Genomic DNA, 18,572 nt, shown 5'->3' with positions numbered 1-18,572 from the left:
TGTGCGTTTGTATGAGCGCGAAGGCTCACTAACAAACCAGTAAGCACTCAATCAACCTGACAATGAAAAACAAAATAGTAAACTTTAACTATGCCGACTTTGAAGTAGTAAAGAATATTGCTTTGACTTTCCCCGGTACAGAGGAGAGTGTTTCACACGAAGGAACACCATCGGTAAAAGTGCGTGGCAAACTCATGTGCCGACTTCACGATAGCGGAGAATTTATTCCGGTACATCTTGATTTCGCAATCAGAAATAAATATTTAGACAGTCACCCTGAAATTTTTCATTTGCCTGACCACTTCAAAGCCTATCCATACATTTGTATGTGGATACATAACTATGACAAAAAATTATTGAAAGAAATACTTGAGCAAAGCTGGAAAGGACTTGCGACTAAAAAACAGGTAAAAGAATATGACGAAAGGAGATTTACAAAATATTGATTTCGTTCCTACCTTTTGGCCTTAAGCTGTGTCCAATAGCAAATCTGAATCTATGAAGCATTTATTTCAATTTGCCTTACCTGTGCTTTTGGGATGTACAGTGTTAGTTTCTTGTGAAAAGAAAGAAGCTTCGCCACAAATGAGGCTCTGTGACACCGAGTATTTTTATTATGCTTCAGCAGGCGTAAAAGTCAATCTAAAGCAGTCTTTGTCAGAAATGTGGATTGTGTTTGGGGAAGATGAAATTACAAAGGAAGACGCTGAGTCTATTTTGAATAAGTATTCATTTATAGAGTATAATGTACTGAACAACAATTATAGCAAGGTGTGGGTAAGGCTGAAAGAAAATTCGGCAGATTGCGCCACCATGAACAATTACCTGAAAATACTCAACGAAGACGATGAGATTTACTCAGCTACTCCTTTGTTCTATTTAGTAGAGAATGACCTTAGTTCATATTTTATTTTGATAAGCGAAGTGCTGACAAAAAATAATGAAAGTCTTATTTCAGAACCTGATTTTATAGACTATGTAGAATCAATGAATTTAGAGTTAGTTGGGGAAAGTTATAATATACAATACTTTAAAGTAAAAGAAGTAGTAACAGGCTTTGAGTCTTTGGAAATGGCCAATCAGATTTACGAAAGTGGAAAAGCTGAATATGCGGAGCCTAACGGCATAGTAAATTTCGTGCTTCATTAAATTATAGAATCTCGTCATTGTTCTTCAATGCAGCTATGTTAAACGCTTGATGTTGCGTTATTTTTAATACAATGTCGTTTAGTTAATTCCTTTTTTATGACCTCACCTCCAATCCTCTGCAGGGGAGAGGATGAATATGGAAGTTTAACTAAATGACATTGGATTTTTAATCCCGCTTTATAGAACTATTTAGATTTAAAGAAATCGGTGATATCTACTCCGAGAACCGCTGTTCGACATGTTTCCAGCGATTTTAAAAAATGATTTTGGTTCAACAACAGCGACCGGTCAGACCGCTTCTTGTTATTATATACAGCGGTCAGACCGGTTGTTATAGCTGTTGTACAGTTTAGCGCAGCGCATGTTGAACGCTTGATGCTGTGGGATTTTTAATCCCATTCACCTACTATTTTTTACAACGTAAAATTACACTTGGGTTGCCGTCAACGGCAACCTTTCCCTTGCTTTCAGGTAGTAAGTTTACAGTATGGGAATAGAATGTAAAACTGCTTTAGATAGCGAGCGCTTGATTATTGCCCTCATTTCTGCAGAACTTAAAAGCCGCAAATTCTTTAACACCCTGCAAGACTTAGGCCTTGATGATTCCTGGTACCAACCCCACCTGGACGATACCATTCTGAGTTGCCTTGGTATAGATGACGATACAAACGAAACCTTTGATTTTTACTATGACGTAATGAATAAGCATGCAGAGAAGATCGATAAAACCAAATCATCCGTGACCAAGCAGGCGAAGGCTGTGTACAAGAAGCTGAAGGCGATGAAGAGCCAGCGGTAGGGCAGACGTACTAAAAAGAGATTACCAAAAACACTTTCCCAATAGCTGCATCTTCTTTCCGATGCAGCTTTTTTATTTTCCGAAAATTCTACCACTTTTCAGGTAGAAGAAATCAGCTCAATTTTTGTTCTCTTCGGTTGGAGAATTGAAAAGAATTTACTTACATTAGTTATAACAATACTTAGTGGGCTCGGAGACTTGTGTGCAGGAAGTGTTAAGATTTGTTGAGTGTATATAGCCTCTAAGTTTAGGGTAATATGTGTAACGTATATATACAGATGTTGGTTGCAAGGCGCGTTGACGAAAAAATCAGGACGGACAAAGAATTGATAAATGAAAAATGCTTTGATTAACGTAGGACTATTCATGTTTCTTGTGGTCACAGGATTTTTTATAATAGTCTATTTTGAACTACTATACGAAAAGATAACAAAACCTCAATTCAAGAATATGAATGCAACGGAGATACTCTTTTTCGGATTAGTAATCGGCCTATTCATCATCGCGGACTTTTATATAGTAAAACGATTTATTAACAGTTTCAAAAAAATTAGAAACTAATGACTGAATTAGACTTTTATATAAAACCTTTAATATTGACGTTTGTGCTGATAATTACAGGTATTGGGATAAAGCTCTACATTCAGAGGTCGGGGATTGACAATCCAAAAATTCTTGGACTTAATGTCTTTTGGTTGAAATTCTATTCAAATGCCTTCTTACTAATCGGAATAGTACTTTCGATAATTATCGCGATCACATTCTATTATCAGTTAAAATACGAGGAGTTTTTATAAATCTAAATCACTGGACACCTTTGAAGTTAATGAAGAATAAGAATTCTTTAATATCTAATGGACGAGTGAATCGCCCAGCAACCAACAACGGCTATAAAGCATTACTTTTGATTAATTATTTTTTAAAGGATAAAAGTAACGCTTCATAGCCAAGCGTTGGCACACATAGAAATAGCAAAATGATGTATAACCTTATTTTTAGTCAAATAAATATTGAACAGCAGTGGGAAAGCTTCATAAACGCACCATTCATTTATATAACATCATTAATTTCAGTTGCGACAATCATATGGATATTTATTAATTATCTATATAAGACTAGACTAGAAAGTAAATCAGCGATAATTGAAGCATTAGAAAAGCAGCTCTCAATTTATAAGGACAAAAAGTATATTATTGGAGAAACGACCTATTCTAAACTATCTGATACACAGTTGTTGTGATCAATTAAGATGATGATAAAGCAAGGAAAATTTTTTATTGTACTAATTCTGTTTCTGTCTATTTCATGTGATACGGAAGAGATCCAGATAATTGAACCAATTTTTGAAACCTCCCAAAAAGATCCTCCGACTCTCAGTTATACTTGGCTTGATGCGAACATTGATGAAGAGCAAGAGGATCAAATTCTTGACTTAATTGAGGATCATGGCTTTGTTTGGTCTACTTTTCCGAACAATTCACTTGATAATCCGAATTCAGAAATAATCCGAAAAGGCATAAAGAAACCAAATTACGCATTTTCCGCCTTTGTAAAGAATTTAGTCGGGAACACAACTTATTATGTTAAAGCGTTTATTGAGATGAATAATCAGATTTATTATGCAAATGAAATATCATTCACAACGAAACCTGGGACTTGGAAAAAACTAAGTGACTTCCCTGGAGAAGGATTGGTAAATGCGACTGGTTTTTCAGTTGATGGAAAAGGGTTTATTGTAGGTTCGAGAACTGATTTCACAGATGCACAAGTTTGGGAATATGATCCTAATTTAGATTCTTGGAATAGGAAGAACGATGCACCTTTTTCAACAATCGGATCTACGAGTTTTGTGATAAACAACAGAGGTTTCCTGTATTGTGATTTACTATGGGAGTACAACTCTGATTTGGACACTTGGTCAAAACTTAACGACTACCCAATTTACACGTATGAACATAAGGGGTGTAAAGGAGTATCATCTTTTGTGATCGGGGATAAGGCTTATATTGGAGCTGGAGTTGGTAATCTAAATGAGGGACTCCTAGAATGGAATTCTGTTACTAATGAGTTTACTAGTCTTACAAGTTCATTTTCTCCAAGGCTAAATCCCAATCGATCATATGCTAGTATGTTCTCTTTAGGCAATAAAGGCTATGTTGTTGGTGGTGAAATGTGGTTCTATGAAGAGGATGAAAGTGTCATAGAGTACGATATTCCAAATCTGTCCTCCTCATACAGAGGGTCATTTGATAATGACAGAGGATATGATGCAAGCAGAAAGGAGATGGTTTCTTTTGTTGTTCAAGGACAGGCATTTATCGGAATGGGATATGGTGAATTTCCATTAACCTATGGAACAAACGTAGGTAGTCAGTTTGATTTTTACAGATATGAACCTAATGGAAATAGATGGATACCACAAACATATCCCGTCTACGTTGATGACCAAGATGATATCCATTTTTTAGATCGAGCTGGTGGTGTCTCTTTAGTTATTGGAGATAGAGCATTTATGGGACTGGGGGAGGATAGAGAATATAATAGAGACACGGAAAGTTTTGACACCTCACTTTACACTGATTTTTGGGAGTTTATTCCAAACTAACTGATCACAACAAACACTAAAATGAATATGCGAACTGAGCTCTTTGATAGGACAATGCGAAATAGAACTTTCAGTGCTTTTAGCAACTGTGGCGCATACTCATTTTAGTTGGTCGTTAGAAAGAGCAAAAAAAAGACTAGAAGATTTAAAGGAGATTTATTTCAAGTATAAACAAGACAAACCCGCTGTTCGACATGTTAGCGCAGCGCATGTCGAACGCTTAATGTTGCGGGATTTTTAATCTCGCTTTGAACAAGCCAAGATACCAATAAGTCTTAAAGACTTATTTTAATAAAGAGATGACCTTGCTGTTCGACATGTTCCCATCTGGCGCAAGTCTTCCGCATGAGCGTAGGAAAGTGCGATACTTGTGCCATAATTAGTAAAACGATAGAGCGTTTTAATATCGGGATTAATGACAAAACACAAGTCTCGCACATACTTGAATACAATGTCAAAGACCTGCGCTAGTTTGGGAGGATACAGAAAAATCGATTATGATAAGACTCTTTGTAGTTTTCACTGTTATATTAATATTATTCGCTTGTTCGCGCGAAAAAACCAAAGTCAATGACTTAAATAAAATAGAACAGTTAAGTAGTACAGATAAAATACTTGAAAAATCTGAACCAGTTAGAGAATCAATTCTTGAAACGGAATTGACTGAGGAGCAAAGAAAACTAGTGATATTATATAGTACCTTATACAATGAGCTTATAGAGTTTAAGGACTCTGATAAATTCAAGCAATTTGGATTTTCTAAACAAGGTTATAGCATTTGGCTGGAAAAAGTATCTGAGCAAATGGATAAACAAAGAACAAGTGAAAGTCTCAGAGATTTCTCCATAGAAAAGGAAATCTTCTTTGGTGATCTTCATATGTTGGGGTTGGATTATGTTTTTTCGGAAGGCAAGGAAACTAAACAGACAAAAGATGGAATGGAAAAAATATATCGAGTCTTAAACCCAGTAACAATAAGTAAAGAATCCTCTCCTTTTGAAAAAGGAGAATACTAATGTAAAATCCCCGCTGTTCGACATGTTAGCGCAGCGCATGTTGAACGCTTAATGTAGCGGGATTTTTAATCCCGCTTTGAAGACCATATCTGACTTAAGTCTTCCGCATGTGGGTTTGTATGTGTTAAACTTGTGCCTAACATTATATATCTACTCAAAGGATACAAGTGATCCATGCGCTTATTTACCCACAACACTCGCGCCAATAGATATTTGCAACAGAAATAAAATTAGCGAGTAAAATGGAATAAGTTCTATTTTTACCTTTATTCCAATATTGAGTGACATAGCGTTTTTCCTTTTTCCGAATGCTTTATCATTATTATATTTACTCAACCTACTTTCCTTGTGAAAAAATTATTATTATTCTCTTTTCTGCTAATGCTATTAAACGGCTGCGAAGAGCAACCCTACTCTCCAAGTATTCACATTTCAGGAGTCGAGAATCCTTGGGAACCACCGTACTCGCCAAAAGCAGTTTATTGGAAAAATGGAGAAAGCTCTCAATTATCAAACTCAGATAATCATTCAGCAGCATTGTCTCTGTATGTAACTGAGAATGATATTTATATTGGTGGATATGAATATAATAATTTGGGAAAAAGAGTTGCCAAGTATTGGAAGAATGGAAGCGAGGTTATGTTAACAAATGGCCAGAATAATGCAGTAGTAAACTCAATTTTTATTGTTGGTGATAATGTTTACACGGCTGGCTATGAAGAGTACAGTTTTATTTATAGCACAGCTAAATACTGGAAGAATGGAATTGAGCACACACTTGGTGATCTATCGAATCATTCAAAAGCAAGTGCAATTTTTGTGTCTGGTGATGACGTATACGTTGCTGGATTTGAGTCAAGTAGCATGTATAATATTATGAAGTATTGGAAAAATGGTGTGGGGATAAATCTTACAACTGGTAGTAGCCCTGCACAAGTCCATGCAATCAGTGTTTCAGACAAAGGTGATGTTTATGTTGTTGGCAGTGAGAAGGCAGGCGCAACATATATAGCAAAAGTATGGAAGAATGGAAATGAAATGATATTGTCAAACCCAGCTTATGATTCAGATGCAAAAGGAATATTTGTTCAAGGCGAGGATATTTATATTGTGGGAGAAGAAAATTCAGTTGCTAAATGCTGGAAAAATGGAAGTAGTATTTCATTGCCTGGCCAAGGTGCTAGGGCTTTCTCTGTCTTTGTACATAATGGAGATATCTATATAACCGGAGAAGTGATGGGAATTGCAACATATTGGGTTAATGGAGCACAAAGAACAATTAAAAATACAAACAATAGTTACACCACTGGAACTGGAATCTGGGTGCAATAATTCCACATCTAGAGAAGGTCCGCTGCTCGACATGTTAGCGTAGCGGATGTTGAACGCTTAATGTTGCGGTATTTTTAATCTCGCTTTGAACAAGCCAAGATACCAATAAGTCTTAAAGACTTATTTTAATAAAGAGATGGCTATTATTTTTATCGATGGGCTATGCTTACCGTATTTATGATCAATTTGGTCAGTACTTTATTACTTGTACTGTCAATCAATGGGTAGATGTATTTACAAGAAGAACGTATATCGATATTTTGTTAGCCAGCATCCGACATTGTCAGCAGCACAAAGGATTAAAAGTGTATGCCTGGGTAGTGATGACTAATCATATCCACATGATTATAAGTAGTGATAAAGAAAAGCTTAGCGATATTATCCGCGATTTTAAGAAGTTTACATCATCAAGAATTGTAGCGGCCATTAAAGAGAATATGAAGGAAAGCCGAAAAAGCTGGTTGTTGTGGTTGCTGAAAAAAGAGGATAAGGTCATCTTTTGGCAAGAAGGTTATCATGGTGAGGAAATCAGAACTCAGTCATTCTTTGATACTAAAATTACTTATATACATATGAACCCTGTTCGGGCGGGTATTGTGGAGAAAGAAGAAGAGTATATGTATAGCAGCTGTGGTGATTACTACGGAACAAGAAAAGGATTGTTGGAATTAGCAGATTCTTAGAGACGGATTAGAAATTTATTTTATTGGAGTTCGCGGATTGGAAATCCGTTTTATTTAAAGTTCGACATGCGCTGCGCTAACATGTCGAACAGCGGTGAACCCTGTTCGGGCGGGTATTGTGGAGAAAGAGGAAGAGTATATGTATAGCAGCTGTGGTGATTACTACGGAGCAAGAAAAGGATTGTTGGAATTAGCAGAGTCTTAGAGACGGATTAGAAATTCATTTTATTGGAGTTCGCGGATTAGAAATCCGTTTTATTTAAAGTTCGACATGCGCTGCGCTAACATGTCGAACAGCGGGGCACAGCGGGATTCCCACGCCCAACACCAACAATGGCTTGGATAATTTACTGTCCAGTCAGCGTCTCCGCAGGGACGCTGATCTTGCTTCACCCGCATGTTCCTGATTAACAATTTTGCATACTTATCGTCCCCTGCGGGAGACGGTGAGCGGAATAAGCGTTTGAGATAGCTACGATTGTAACTGAGCAGGAGAGTAGGCAGCAACCTTTAACGAATTGATACCGCCAACTATTACCGGCAAGCCACTTGGCATTTATATCCTTTCCTTTCGAAAAAAATGGGCTAACAGCACTGGCTTGCTATCACATGCAATTTTCCTTTTCCGAAGTATTTAGATCAAACTCAATAAAATGCATCATTTGAATTAATTTGCGCCCGATGAGTGTATATGATATCATTTTAGTTGTCATTAGTGGGTTAGGGGTTATCCATGGCCTATTCCTAGCCTTATTTCTATGGGGCTACCAGAAAGGAAATGCGCTCTCTAATAAATTACTAAGTGCACTGCTAATTGTTCTATCCTTCAGGGTTGGGAAATCAGTGTTTCTGGAATTCACCGGCAACATTGACATCAAAATCATTTTTGTCGGACTCAGCACTATCATGGCTATTGGGCCGTTTTATTATCTCTTTGCACTCTCTTGTACACGCAAATCATTTCGGCTTACTCCTAAGCACTTTCTCCATTTCATCCCAGCAATCATCGGCTTCATCATTGGATTATTACTAGAAGAGCAACACACGGCAACTTTGCCGCTCGCATTATTCGTAACACTTTTTATTTCCTACTACCTTCATTTTCTTGTTTACCTGTTTTTTAGTTATCGGTATGTACTTCAACAAAAAGATGCCGGACTTAGCCTGGACACCTTTGTTTTATTGCGCCTGTTTTTTTACGGACTTCTCGTTATTTGGGTGGCTTATGTACTCAACCTGTTTGACGATGTTATCCCTTATGTGATTGGGCCTATTCTCTATTCTGTTGTAGCCTATGTAATAAGCTATATCGTTATCAGCCAAGGGTACATTCCCAAGATCGACCATATTAAATACAAAACAACACCTATTTCGGAGGAACAAAGTGACCATATCTATGCCAAAGCATTAAAACTCATTGTGGATGAAAAGCAATTTCAAAACGCCAACCTCACATTAAAATTATTAAGTGAGTCGCTACATGTAAGTCCACAAATTCTCTCGCAGGTGATCAATCAAAAAAGTGCCAGGAACTTCAATGGTTTTGTAAATGCTTTCAGGATTGAGGAGTCGAAACGCTTGCTCCACTTGGAGGAATTCAAAAACAAAACCATAGCTTCTATCGCTTATGAGGTAGGGTTTAACAGCATCTCCAGTTTCAACACGGCTTTTAAAAAGCAAACAGGTGAAACACCTATGATATACCGCCAGCAACTGTTAAAATGATCTTTTTCTCTTTCGAAATGATCATTTGAAGAGCCTTTTCCATTTGATAGACACATTTTTGCAGCATAAACAAATTAAGTTATGTCTGGTAAAAGAAAAATCATCAAGTGGTCCCTGATTGTTTTAGCAGGATTGTTTGTAACCATTGTTTTGTTCGGGGTATGGTTCATGAGCTTGCTTCCTCCATCCCCCGAATCAGTAAAGGATATCAAGGCTGTTTCACCTGCTGAGCTTCCCTATCTTACAGAAAACATTGTTCCCAACCGAGGGAAAATATTGGCAGTAGTCACTAGCACCAGCCAAATGGGAAGCAGTGGTAAAAGCACGGGGTTTGAGTTGACAGAGTTGTCCCGCGCTTATTATGTTTTTCAGGCCAATGGTTTTGAGGTGGATGTGGCCAGTCCGCTGGGTGGCGCACCACCTGCGGTCATTGATGGCGATGACATGAATGAATATGATTACGCTTTTTTGAATGACGCTTTTGCGCAAGCAAAAATAAAGGGTAGCATTGCAATGAAAGACGTAGATCCAAAGGCTTATCAGGCTGTGTATTTTGTAGGTGGCAAAGGCACGATGTACGATTTTCCAGACAATGAATACATTCAATCGCTCGTAAGAGAATATTATGAGTCCGGTAAAATAGTGAGTGCAGTATGCCATGGTCCAGCAGCACTTGTCAACGTTACACTCAGTAGCGGAGCATTACTATTAGCAAATCGTCAAATCAGTAGTTTTACCAATAAAGAAGAGTTGTTGCTTATTCCGGATGCAGCCGAAATATTTCCTTTTCTATTGCAAGACAAACTCATTGAAAATGGGGCAAGCTTTAATGAAGGTTTTATGTACCTTAACAAAGTGAGCAAAGATGGAAATCTGATAACGGGGCAAAATCCATGGTCAACCTGGCAGGTGGCAGAGTTGGTAATTGAACAGATGGGATACAAGCCAAAACAGCGAATAATAACAACAGAAGAAAACTCAATCTCCGTTTTGGAAACATTTGAGGCGGAGGGATACAGTCAGGCTAAAGTTGCCATCGATAGATTTTGTACGCGCGATGCAATGTCTATTGACAGGCAACTGATTGCGATGCATAGCATTGTTGCTGCTATGCAATTCGATTTGATTAGGGCCGTGAAACTTACTCGATTGTTATCGTACAGCAATGGGTACCTGTAATAGCCGATGCTTGTGAGGAAACAAAACTTGACTTGAGATATTAATGATTTGGTTTTCCTTACTTGTTATGAAGATTAGGTTACTTGTTCCAGTAGTATGAAAAACAAAATATTCAAATTCTTTAGAGTCACCTTTTCCTTTGTTGGTGTTACGCGTTAGTATTAGTGTGAGGCTCACCAACAAACTTGGTAATATCAAGCTGTTGGTGCTGCTTCTCAAATTTACGCACACAACACCACTAGAGATATCGTCCCTTTACTGTCTAATCAGCGTCTCTGCAGGGACACTGATCTTGTTTCACCCGCATGTTCCTGATTAACAATTTTACATACTCACCGTCCCCTGGGGGAGACAGTGAGTAGAATAAAGCAATCTGGTAATTGATATTTTAATACCAGTCTTTCACATGCTTACACAATGCCAGGACTTGTGCTGGTCTGGAAGTATTCAAGCTTTAGACCGCTTCTTTCTTCTTCATTAACTTCTCAATCAAATCAGGTACCTTTTCAAAAATAGCAGACAGGCCCTTGTTCTGTTGTGTGCTGATGAAAGAAATCTCGTCATCCTTCGTAACAAGAAAACCCACAGGATCAATGCCTAAGCCTGCACCTCCACCACCGCCTTCGCCTTTTCCTGTTTTTACAGAATCGCCCGAGCCACCTCCGCTACCAAAGCCTACGCCTAATCTGATGACGGGAACGCAAGTAAAGCCCCCAAGTTGAAAGGGCTCGCCAACTACTGTTTCAGTTTTTGCTTCCTTCTGGATAAACTCTGTTAACCGTTGAAGCATGCTTTCAAAATTGATGTCCATAATATTTATTTTTTAGTGAAGAATTTCAGAACGACCCAGACCAGGCGATACAAACGCACTTCAGCCAGAAGGCTTGCACTGACTCTGCCATTGAAGTTCGCAGACAATTGAACAGGACCACGGCTGAGTAAAACAAAGGCAGGTATAAGCTTTGCGTTGAATACTACATCGCCTGTATCTAGCGTAAGCGTAAACCGCTTAATATTAATGCACCGAAAAATATTGCGCACCAGTGCCCATATACGAGGCATGGCTATTTTTTCAGTTTTACTTTTTTTGCGGACTTTAATTTCAGCTTTTGGTTTCGTTTTTTGTTTTAGCGATACCGACATGCCCAATACCCGCAGGCGGGGCTGAAAATCATTTTCAAAATAAAACTGAAAAGTACCGGCCTGGTACATGCAGTATCGTGTGGCTGTAGTATCAACATCAACAACCAGTGGCATGAACAAAATCCAGCTACTGATAAATAGAATAATGAAGAGTATAATGGCTAAAACTGTCATACTCCCTTTTATTTGACATGCCAAAATAAGACGAGAAGAAACAGGAAGTAATGATATCTGAATAGGGAGGCGCTGATTTATATCATGAGGAAAATTGAGAGGCAGCGACTACAACGCTTTCCGGTCCAATCAGCGTCTCCGCTGGGACGCTGATTGTGTTTAGAGATTATTAGAATTAGTTGAGTTGTAGAGCAGGATTAAAAAATCCATTTTTATTTGAAGTTCGACATGCGCTGCGCTAAACTTTACAACAGCTATAACGTCCGGTCTGACCGGTCGCTGTTGTTGAACCAAAATCAATTTTTAAAATCGCTGGAAACATGTCGAACAGCGGGTTAGACGATATACCAGAACAGCGGGACTCATAGCTCGAGACTTACTCTTCACTTCCCCGGATTATACTTCCTCACCGCCCTTGCTTCAACATCTTCTCTGTAATAGGCTACATCCTTAAAATTTCTGTCGGCATAGCGTTGGGCCTGATCCATAAAATGTGGAGAGGTAGGATCGCCACTCTGGCCACCAGCCAGAATACTTTTGGCTTTTACCTTTTCACCAAACTCTACAACAGCTACAAAACTATTACCATAAGTACCATAGTAACGTTTAGTATCTTGTTTACCGCGTACACCAAAAGATGCCAACGCACCCCAATTGCCCGAACCAAAACCAATAGCAATGCTAGGCTTGGTATCATCAAACTTTTGCGTGATGGCGCCATCTAATCGTTGCAGTCTGCAAATCTCACCCCAAGGTGTATTCCATTTACCAAAGTCGTCCGTTATTTTTTGTACAGCCTCACTAAAAATCTGCAGGCGTTCATCATTGGGTGTATCCATTCCAAAATAATTTACGCGCTCCATCATACTAAGTCCTTCGGGGCGTGGCCCTTTTTGCAGATAAGCAGAAATATAATAGTGCGCCAACGACATGCCTACTGATTCTTTTGAGGTTCGCATATCCCATTGACGTAATACTTCAATGGCAGGTTTTAGTGCACTATACTTTTTACCAGACTGATCGAACGCTTTTAATAACCCAGGAATCAGTTTCTCAAAAGCCGGCAGGTATGGATCGTATGCAAGCGATAACAATGAGTCGAGTGTATAGCCACTTCTGTTTGTCAATACTTTAATAGCATGCACCCCCCTGAAATTTTCAGGCTCGGTGGCCATGTAATAAGGGTAGTCCTTCTTCTTCGGACTGAATTCAGCAGCAGAAGTAAAAGGTGTTGAATTACAATTTTGTATCCAGCCATTACCTGGATTAAATAGATGGATGCTTTCATCTACTGCATGTAAACCTTGCCAGTCTGTGGCTTTGTTACTGCCATCTACCGGTAATGCATAATTAAAAATTGTATCGCGCTTAGGGATAAAGTTGCCCTGGAAAAAAGCAATGTTGCCAGCGGCATCTGCATAAACAGTATTGTTCGAAGAATTTGTTTTAAAGTCCATCATTTTCTTAAACTCATCATACGATGCTGTCTTAGTTCTGATGAAGGCTTGTTGTAAGGCGCGGGATGGATCCCATAGCATGGCTGTTGCAATCCATTTATCTGCAGAAGCTTCAGTAATGGGGCCGTGATGTGTTTTGTAAATCGCGAATTCGCGCTGTGCAATTGTACTATCTGTTTTGTAGGCGATTGTAACCATGCGCTTTTCTACCGGTCGTGATTCTTCTCCATATTGATAATAGAGTTTATCTTCTTTCTTCTCGATGCTTTCCATAAATTCATCCATCACATCGGTGTAAGAGGAAGTATGCATCCAGCCATTCTTTTCATTAAATCCCTGGTAAATAAAAAACTGTCCCCAGGTTACGGCTCCGTAAGCATTTAAACCTTCTTCACTCACCACATGCACTTCGCCCCTGAAGTAGAAGGAGGTGTGCGGGTTGATGAGCAACATGGCATTTCCGCTTTGTGTTAATTTTCCGGAAATGGCAATGCCATTAGAACCTTGTGGTTCATCTAAATCGTTAGTAGTATTTGTCTGATTCAATACAGCCCTTGCCTGTTGTTGATCAACAGCTTCTGTATTGGCGCCTTCTGCTAATTGCTTGTAGAAGGCCTCAAGTTTTGTTGTAGAGATTGATTCAATATCACCGCCAATACTGCCTTCGCTGAAGTACATCGGCATCCAGGGTTCGAAGTGTGTGAGCAAGGCAGGTTTTACTTCCGGATGGGTATACAGATAATAGTTGATGCCATCCGCGAAAGCATTACATAATTTCTTTAGCCAATCAGGACTGTTCTCATATTGTGCTATGGCTTCATCACGCGTCATAAAAAGGTTTGCACGTACATCGCTATACAATTGCTTTTCACCTTCTACTTCTGCCAGTCGCCCTATTGCCCATAGGTAGTTACGTTCTATACGTGGAAAATCATCTTCGCATTGGGCATAGAGTAAACCGAAAACAGCATCAGCATCTGTTTTTCCATAGATGTGCGGCACCCCAAAATCATCGCGGTAAATGGTTGTATTATCTGCGTGTTCCTTCCAGCGTGCTAACTCTTGATTTTTAGGATTACACGATGAAAGTATCGCTACCGATAATATTAAAAGCAGAATTCTCATAGGTTTGGCAATTATAGCATTAAGGTAAAACTAATTGCCTGCAGCCCTACGCCACTCATCAAAATTTTATCCGTACTGAAAATGGTTGATTACATTGCTGCCTGATTATGGCTTTAACTACTAAGAATTTTTGTGGAAAACTTTGTTCGAATTAACCATTCGGCAATTAATAGGTTGGGTACCCACCCCAACCAGGCTACAAGCATATAAACATCCATGGGATGAGGATGAAAAATCAGCACTATAATATATTTCCAAGCACGAAGGGTTAATGCAGAAAGTGTAAGTGCATAACTGCGTATCATAAAGTTTCCATGCAAAATAAAATCTCGTTTGCGAATAGCGGTGTATGCTCTATAAGTGAAAAATATCCAGAGTACACTTAGTAATGTAAAAGCAATTTGTGACAGTAGTCCCCCGTTGGCGTAAAGGGACATTACTAAGCCGGCAGGCGCAGAAAATATCAATAAGATAAAAATGTAAAGCTTACCTAGCTGTCGATGAAGTTTACTGAATTTTTTAAAAGGATTATAGAATTGTGTGAAGCCAGCCAGTAACAGAAAAGTGCTTGTGAAAACGTGAATGAAAAAGGCTGTTCGCCATATGTCATTGTTGATCACCCACTGCTTAATTCGAAGAAATGCCACATCATAGTCAAGAGAAAGATAAGGCAGTGAAATCCGTACCATTAAAAAGGTAAAAAATAGTAGTGTTAGGTTCAATACAAGAATTTTCCACTTTATTGGCATGTGTAATATTAAGAAATGTTGTTAAATTTCTAGTAAAGAAAAACGATATGAATAAAATACTTCCCCTCCTGCTATTGGTAGTAATATCATGTGCAAAGCCAAAATCTTCTGAGTTTACAGAGGCTATCGAAGAAACTGAAAAGGACACATTGGTGGTACTGGCAGTTAGTAAAGATGCCCGAACCATTGGCCCTGAAAAATCTTCTGAACAATTGCAGATAGAAGAGGCAATCGAAAAAATGGCTGCCAATGAAAGTGATCCCGCTGTTGGGTATTGGGTTGGTATGTTTGGAAAGAATAAAATTAACATTGCTATAGCTGAAGTGAAAGACGGAAAAGCGATCGGCTACACAGTCTGTGCAGGTAATTATCGCCCCATTACTGGTACCGCAGAAGTGAAAGACAATGTTTATTCTTTTGTAATGAATGAACCAGGCACTGATAAGTACGATGGTAATTTCAAATTTACTATTGATGGAAACGAGGGAGTGCTGAAGGGGGAGTGGTCACCTTTTAAAAAGGATGCTACTTCTAAGAAATCTTATGAGCTATCGAAGGCTAGTTATTTGTATCAGCCGGGTTTGGGCGAATATCCGGAAGCCTCTTCAAGATTATTGACAGAAGAGGATGTAGCCAATTTATTGCCGGAGGAATTGGAATTTATGCGGAACGAGATTTATGCACGTCATGGTTATTCATTTAAAGACATCGAAGATAGGAGACAATTTGATGTTGTAGATTGGTATATACCTATGGGAATTGATATAAGAGAAAATCTAACAGATATTGAAGTGCAAAATATCGATCTGATTTATCGCTACGAAGAGTATTACAATGAGAGCTATGATGATTATGGCAGATAGTAAGTAAATTATAAGCACCTAATTTTCATTTAAGCTGTATCGTATACCGATCGGCAAAACTTAATGGCTTTTTCTAATCTACTTGAGAAGTAATTAGAAACGGCCATTTTTTTTTCTCTTAGACTGCAGGCCAATTTCAGTCTTTTACAAATGCATACTTCTTAAAGTTCAGATCTGCTAAAATCTATCTAACGTCTCTTAAAGTCAGTGTATAGTTCCTAATAACTGCTTTCAATTTTCCACTGGTTTATAATTCAATTTTTAGTATTGGGAATTGCCATAGGGGTAGGGTTGAGGTTGTAATCTATGAGCGTCAATCTTATAAAACGTTGTGATTATAGACCTGACAAAAATCATATTTGGTTCTAAGTCCTGTCAGCCTAGATACTTTAAGTCAAAGGTACTTTTACCACATCAACCAAACGTAAGCTTAATCTGCCTATGGAACTCGAAAAATTTAGTTACGACAATAAAATTGTCAAGGCCTTTATCATTGCCACCGTGGTTTTTGGCCTGGTAGGTATGCTGGTAGGTCTTACGGCCGCCCTCCAGTTAGTGTGGCCAATCTTCAACTTTGACCTGCAATATTCAACCTTCGGTCGAATACGACCATTGCACACTAACGCAATCATTTTTGCTTTTGTAGGCAACGCTATGTTTGCTGGTATTTACTACTCGATGCAGCGTTTGTTAAAAACAAGAATGTTCAGCGACAAACTAAGCTGGATAAACTTTTGGGGTTGGCAAGCCATTATTCTCGCTGCGGCCATCACCCTGCCACTGGGTTTAACTACTTCTAAAGAGTATGCAGAACTTGAATGGCCAATTGATATCGCCATTACCCTTATCTGGGTTGTGTTTGGTATTAATATGATCGGTACTATTCTACGCAGGCGTGAACAACACATGTATGTAGCCATCTGGTTTTACATAGCCACTTTTGTTACGGTTGCTGTTTTGCACGTAGTAAACTCTTTCGAAATGCCTGTGAATCTCTTTAAGAGTTATTCATTTTATGCAGGTGTGCAAGATGCTTTAGTTCAGTGGTGGTATGGACACAATGCTGTTGCCTTCTTCCTGACTACACCATTCTTAGGTTTAATGTATTACTACTTACCAAAGGCTGCTAATCGTCCTGTTTATTCGTATCGCCTTTCCATCATTCACTTCTGGTCTTTGATTTTCATTTATATCTGGGCTGGTCCTCACCATTTATTATATACTTCTTTACCAGACTGGGCACAAAGTTTAGGCACAGTATTTTCAATTATGCTGATAGCGCCATCATGGGGTGGTATGCTAAACGGTTTGTTAACCTTGCGTGGCGCGTGGGATCGCGTGAGAGAAGATGTAGTGTTAAAGTTTTTTGTGGTAGCAGTTACAGCTTACGGTATGGCTACTTTAGAAGGCCCACTTTTATCATTAAAAAATATTAATGCGATTGCACACTTTACCGACTGGATTGTAGCACACGTACACGTAGGCGGTTTAGGTTGGAATGGTTTCCTGATTTTTGGTATGTTGTATTGGTTGGTTCCTAAAATGTGGGACACCAAAATATATTCTAACAAGCTGGCCAATCTTCATTTCTGGTTAGGTACGCTAGGTATCATCTTCTATGCACTACCGATGTACATCTCAGGTGTTGTGCAAAGCCTGATGTGGAAAGAATTCACACCCGAAGGTTTCCTGGTTTACAAAAACTTTTTAGAAACTACTGTTCAGATTCTACCGCTACACATGTTGCGTGCAACCGGTGGTGCACTCTACCTTACAGGTGCTATCATTATGACTTACAACTTAATTAAAACAGCTTATGCTGGTAAGTTTATCGCGAATGAAGATGCGCAGGCTGCTCCGCTAACAACGGCATCGCATGGCAACACAGGTTGGCATGCTGTATTAGAACGCAAACCAATTGTATTTACAACCTTAGCCCTGGTGGCAATCTTGATCGGTGGTGTTATTGAAATGGTGCCAACCTTTTTAATAAAATCTAACGTACCCACTATTGCCAGTGTAAAACCATATACACCACTCGAACTACATGGTCGTGACATTTATATAAGAGAAGGTTGCGTGAATTGCCATACACAAATGGTACGACCTTTCCGCTCTGAAACTGAACGCTACGGTGAATATTCAAAATCGGGTGAATACATTTATGATCATCCATTCTTATGGGGATCAAAACGTACAGGTCCTGATTTACAACGGGTAGGTGGGAAGTATGGTGACTCATGGCATTATTATCACATGCTTGACCCCGGCTCTGTATCAGCAGGAACAATTATGCCTGCATACCCCTGGTTGTATGAGCAGCTAATTGACAGAGATCAGACAGCACTTAAAATAAATGCACTTAGAACAGTTGGTGTTCCTTATGCCGAAGGCTATGAAGAAACAGCAAACGGTGACTTAGATAAACAGGCTGCGCGTATTGTAGAGAATCTGCAAATGGAAGGCATAGAAGTAATGCCAGATGCAGAAATTATTGCACTGATTGCCTACCTGCAAAGACTGGGTACCGACATTAAGGTTAAAGACAATACTGTATCTGCTAATCAATAACG

General features: G+C 38.9%; 15 protein-coding genes. 11 read left to right on the top strand and 4 right to left on the bottom strand.

Annotated elements, in window-relative coordinates; genetic code table 11:
- The first annotated feature begins 62 nt into the window (after nucleotides 1-62).
- The 9 genes from SanaruYs_RS18745 (at nucleotide 63) to SanaruYs_RS18705 (ending at nucleotide 10,488) form a co-directional block, all read left to right on the top strand.
- On the top strand, nucleotides 63-446 hold the full coding sequence (locus SanaruYs_RS18745; RefSeq protein WP_127124150.1) for an MmcQ/YjbR family DNA-binding protein: 384 nt from the start codon (nucleotides 63-65) through the stop codon (nucleotides 444-446).
- Nucleotides 447-498: 52 nt separating this feature from the next.
- Nucleotides 499-1,149, top strand: coding sequence for a hypothetical protein (locus SanaruYs_RS18740; protein WP_127124149.1), 651 nt, complete (start codon nucleotides 499-501; stop codon nucleotides 1,147-1,149).
- A 487-nt stretch (nucleotides 1,150-1,636) separates the two neighbouring features.
- Nucleotides 1,637-1,948 carry a hypothetical protein gene (locus SanaruYs_RS18735; protein ID WP_127124148.1) on the top strand — a complete coding sequence of 104 codons (312 nt, stop codon included), beginning with the start codon at nucleotides 1,637-1,639 and terminating at the stop codon, nucleotides 1,946-1,948.
- 1,249 nt (nucleotides 1,949-3,197) lie between these two features.
- On the top strand, nucleotides 3,198-4,553 hold the full coding sequence (locus SanaruYs_RS18730; protein WP_127124147.1) for a Kelch repeat-containing protein: 1,356 nt from the start codon (nucleotides 3,198-3,200) through the stop codon (nucleotides 4,551-4,553).
- Nucleotides 4,554-5,050: 497 nt separating this feature from the next.
- On the top strand, nucleotides 5,051-5,569 hold the full coding sequence (locus tag SanaruYs_RS18725) for a hypothetical protein (RefSeq protein ID WP_127124146.1): 519 nt from the start codon (nucleotides 5,051-5,053) through the stop codon (nucleotides 5,567-5,569).
- 348 nt (nucleotides 5,570-5,917) lie between these two features.
- Nucleotides 5,918-6,901 carry a hypothetical protein gene (locus tag SanaruYs_RS18720; RefSeq protein WP_127124145.1) on the top strand — a complete coding sequence of 328 codons (984 nt, stop codon included), beginning with the start codon at nucleotides 5,918-5,920 and terminating at the stop codon, nucleotides 6,899-6,901.
- Between the two features lie 155 nt (nucleotides 6,902-7,056).
- Nucleotides 7,057-7,584 carry an REP-associated tyrosine transposase gene (locus SanaruYs_RS18715; RefSeq protein WP_127124144.1) on the top strand — a complete coding sequence of 176 codons (528 nt, stop codon included), beginning with the start codon at nucleotides 7,057-7,059 and terminating at the stop codon, nucleotides 7,582-7,584.
- A 681-nt stretch (nucleotides 7,585-8,265) separates the two neighbouring features.
- Nucleotides 8,266-9,309 (top strand): helix-turn-helix domain-containing protein, encoded by a 1,044-nt coding sequence (locus tag SanaruYs_RS18710; RefSeq protein WP_127124143.1) that lies wholly within the window; start codon nucleotides 8,266-8,268, stop codon nucleotides 9,307-9,309.
- Nucleotides 9,310-9,390: 81 nt separating this feature from the next.
- Nucleotides 9,391-10,488: a type 1 glutamine amidotransferase domain-containing protein gene (locus SanaruYs_RS18705; RefSeq protein WP_127124142.1), complete on the top strand. Its 1,098-nt coding sequence runs from the start codon at nucleotides 9,391-9,393 to the stop codon at nucleotides 10,486-10,488.
- Nucleotides 10,489-10,942: 454 nt separating this feature from the next.
- On the opposite strand, the gene SanaruYs_RS18700 is transcribed toward SanaruYs_RS18705, so the two are convergent.
- From SanaruYs_RS18700 to SanaruYs_RS18685, 4 genes are all read right to left on the bottom strand, one after another.
- Nucleotides 10,943-11,299 carry a GerW family sporulation protein gene (locus tag SanaruYs_RS18700; RefSeq protein ID WP_127124141.1) on the bottom strand — a complete coding sequence of 119 codons (357 nt, stop codon included), beginning with the start codon at nucleotides 11,297-11,299 and terminating at the stop codon, nucleotides 10,943-10,945.
- Between the two features lie 5 nt (nucleotides 11,300-11,304).
- Nucleotides 11,305-11,805 (bottom strand): hypothetical protein, encoded by a 501-nt coding sequence (locus SanaruYs_RS18695; protein ID WP_127124140.1) that lies wholly within the window; start codon nucleotides 11,803-11,805, stop codon nucleotides 11,305-11,307.
- Between the two features lie 383 nt (nucleotides 11,806-12,188).
- On the bottom strand, nucleotides 12,189-14,387 hold the full coding sequence (locus SanaruYs_RS18690; protein WP_127124139.1) for an acylase: 2,199 nt from the start codon (nucleotides 14,385-14,387) through the stop codon (nucleotides 12,189-12,191).
- Nucleotides 14,388-14,500: 113 nt separating this feature from the next.
- Entirely contained in the window at nucleotides 14,501-15,076 is a 576-nt protein-coding gene (locus SanaruYs_RS18685) for a DUF2306 domain-containing protein (RefSeq protein WP_218022480.1), read from the bottom strand.
- A 107-nt stretch (nucleotides 15,077-15,183) separates the two neighbouring features.
- Between SanaruYs_RS18685 and SanaruYs_RS18680 the strand changes: the two genes are divergently transcribed.
- Entirely contained in the window at nucleotides 15,184-15,999 is an 816-nt protein-coding gene (locus tag SanaruYs_RS18680; protein WP_127124137.1) for a YARHG domain-containing protein, read from the top strand.
- A gap of 441 nt (nucleotides 16,000-16,440) precedes the next feature.
- Nucleotides 16,441-18,570: a cytochrome-c oxidase, cbb3-type subunit I gene (gene ccoN, locus SanaruYs_RS18675; RefSeq protein WP_127124136.1), complete on the top strand. Its 2,130-nt coding sequence runs from the start codon at nucleotides 16,441-16,443 to the stop codon at nucleotides 18,568-18,570.
- The last annotated feature ends 2 nt before the right edge of the window (nucleotides 18,571-18,572 follow it).

Origin of the sequence: Chryseotalea sanaruensis (assembly GCF_003990915.1) — a bacterium.
GTDB lineage: Bacteria > Bacteroidota > Bacteroidia > Cytophagales > Cyclobacteriaceae > Chryseotalea > Chryseotalea sanaruensis.
The sequence above is the reverse complement of the archived record's forward strand: the minus strand, read 5'-3'. Positions and strand labels throughout refer to the sequence as shown.

What these genes read in the sequence shown, in the direction of transcription:
- SanaruYs_RS18745 (WP_127124150.1), top strand. Translation starts at nt 63, where the DNA reads ATGAAAAACAAAATAGTAAACTTTAACTATGCCGACTTTGAAGTAGTA.
- SanaruYs_RS18740 (WP_127124149.1), top strand. Translation starts at nt 499, where the DNA reads ATGAAGCATTTATTTCAATTTGCCTTACCTGTGCTTTTGGGATGTACA.
- SanaruYs_RS18735 (WP_127124148.1), top strand. Translation starts at nt 1,637, where the DNA reads ATGGGAATAGAATGTAAAACTGCTTTAGATAGCGAGCGCTTGATTATT.
- SanaruYs_RS18730 (WP_127124147.1), top strand. Translation starts at nt 3,198, where the DNA reads ATGATGATAAAGCAAGGAAAATTTTTTATTGTACTAATTCTGTTTCTG.
- SanaruYs_RS18725 (WP_127124146.1), top strand. Translation starts at nt 5,051, where the DNA reads ATGATAAGACTCTTTGTAGTTTTCACTGTTATATTAATATTATTCGCT.
- SanaruYs_RS18715 (WP_127124144.1), top strand. Translation starts at nt 7,057, where the DNA reads ATGGGCTATGCTTACCGTATTTATGATCAATTTGGTCAGTACTTTATT.
- SanaruYs_RS18710 (WP_127124143.1), top strand. Translation starts at nt 8,266, where the DNA reads ATGAGTGTATATGATATCATTTTAGTTGTCATTAGTGGGTTAGGGGTT.
- SanaruYs_RS18705 (WP_127124142.1), top strand. Translation starts at nt 9,391, where the DNA reads ATGTCTGGTAAAAGAAAAATCATCAAGTGGTCCCTGATTGTTTTAGCA.
- SanaruYs_RS18700 (WP_127124141.1), bottom strand. Translation starts at nt 11,299, where the DNA reads ATGGACATCAATTTTGAAAGCATGCTTCAACGGTTAACAGAGTTTATC.
- SanaruYs_RS18695 (WP_127124140.1), bottom strand. Translation starts at nt 11,805, where the DNA reads ATGACAGTTTTAGCCATTATACTCTTCATTATTCTATTTATCAGTAGC.
- SanaruYs_RS18690 (WP_127124139.1), bottom strand. Translation starts at nt 14,387, where the DNA reads ATGAGAATTCTGCTTTTAATATTATCGGTAGCGATACTTTCATCGTGT.
- SanaruYs_RS18685 (WP_218022480.1), bottom strand. Translation starts at nt 15,076, where the DNA reads ATGGTACGGATTTCACTGCCTTATCTTTCTCTTGACTATGATGTGGCA.
- SanaruYs_RS18680 (WP_127124137.1), top strand. Translation starts at nt 15,184, where the DNA reads ATGAATAAAATACTTCCCCTCCTGCTATTGGTAGTAATATCATGTGCA.
- ccoN (WP_127124136.1), top strand. Translation starts at nt 16,441, where the DNA reads ATGGAACTCGAAAAATTTAGTTACGACAATAAAATTGTCAAGGCCTTT.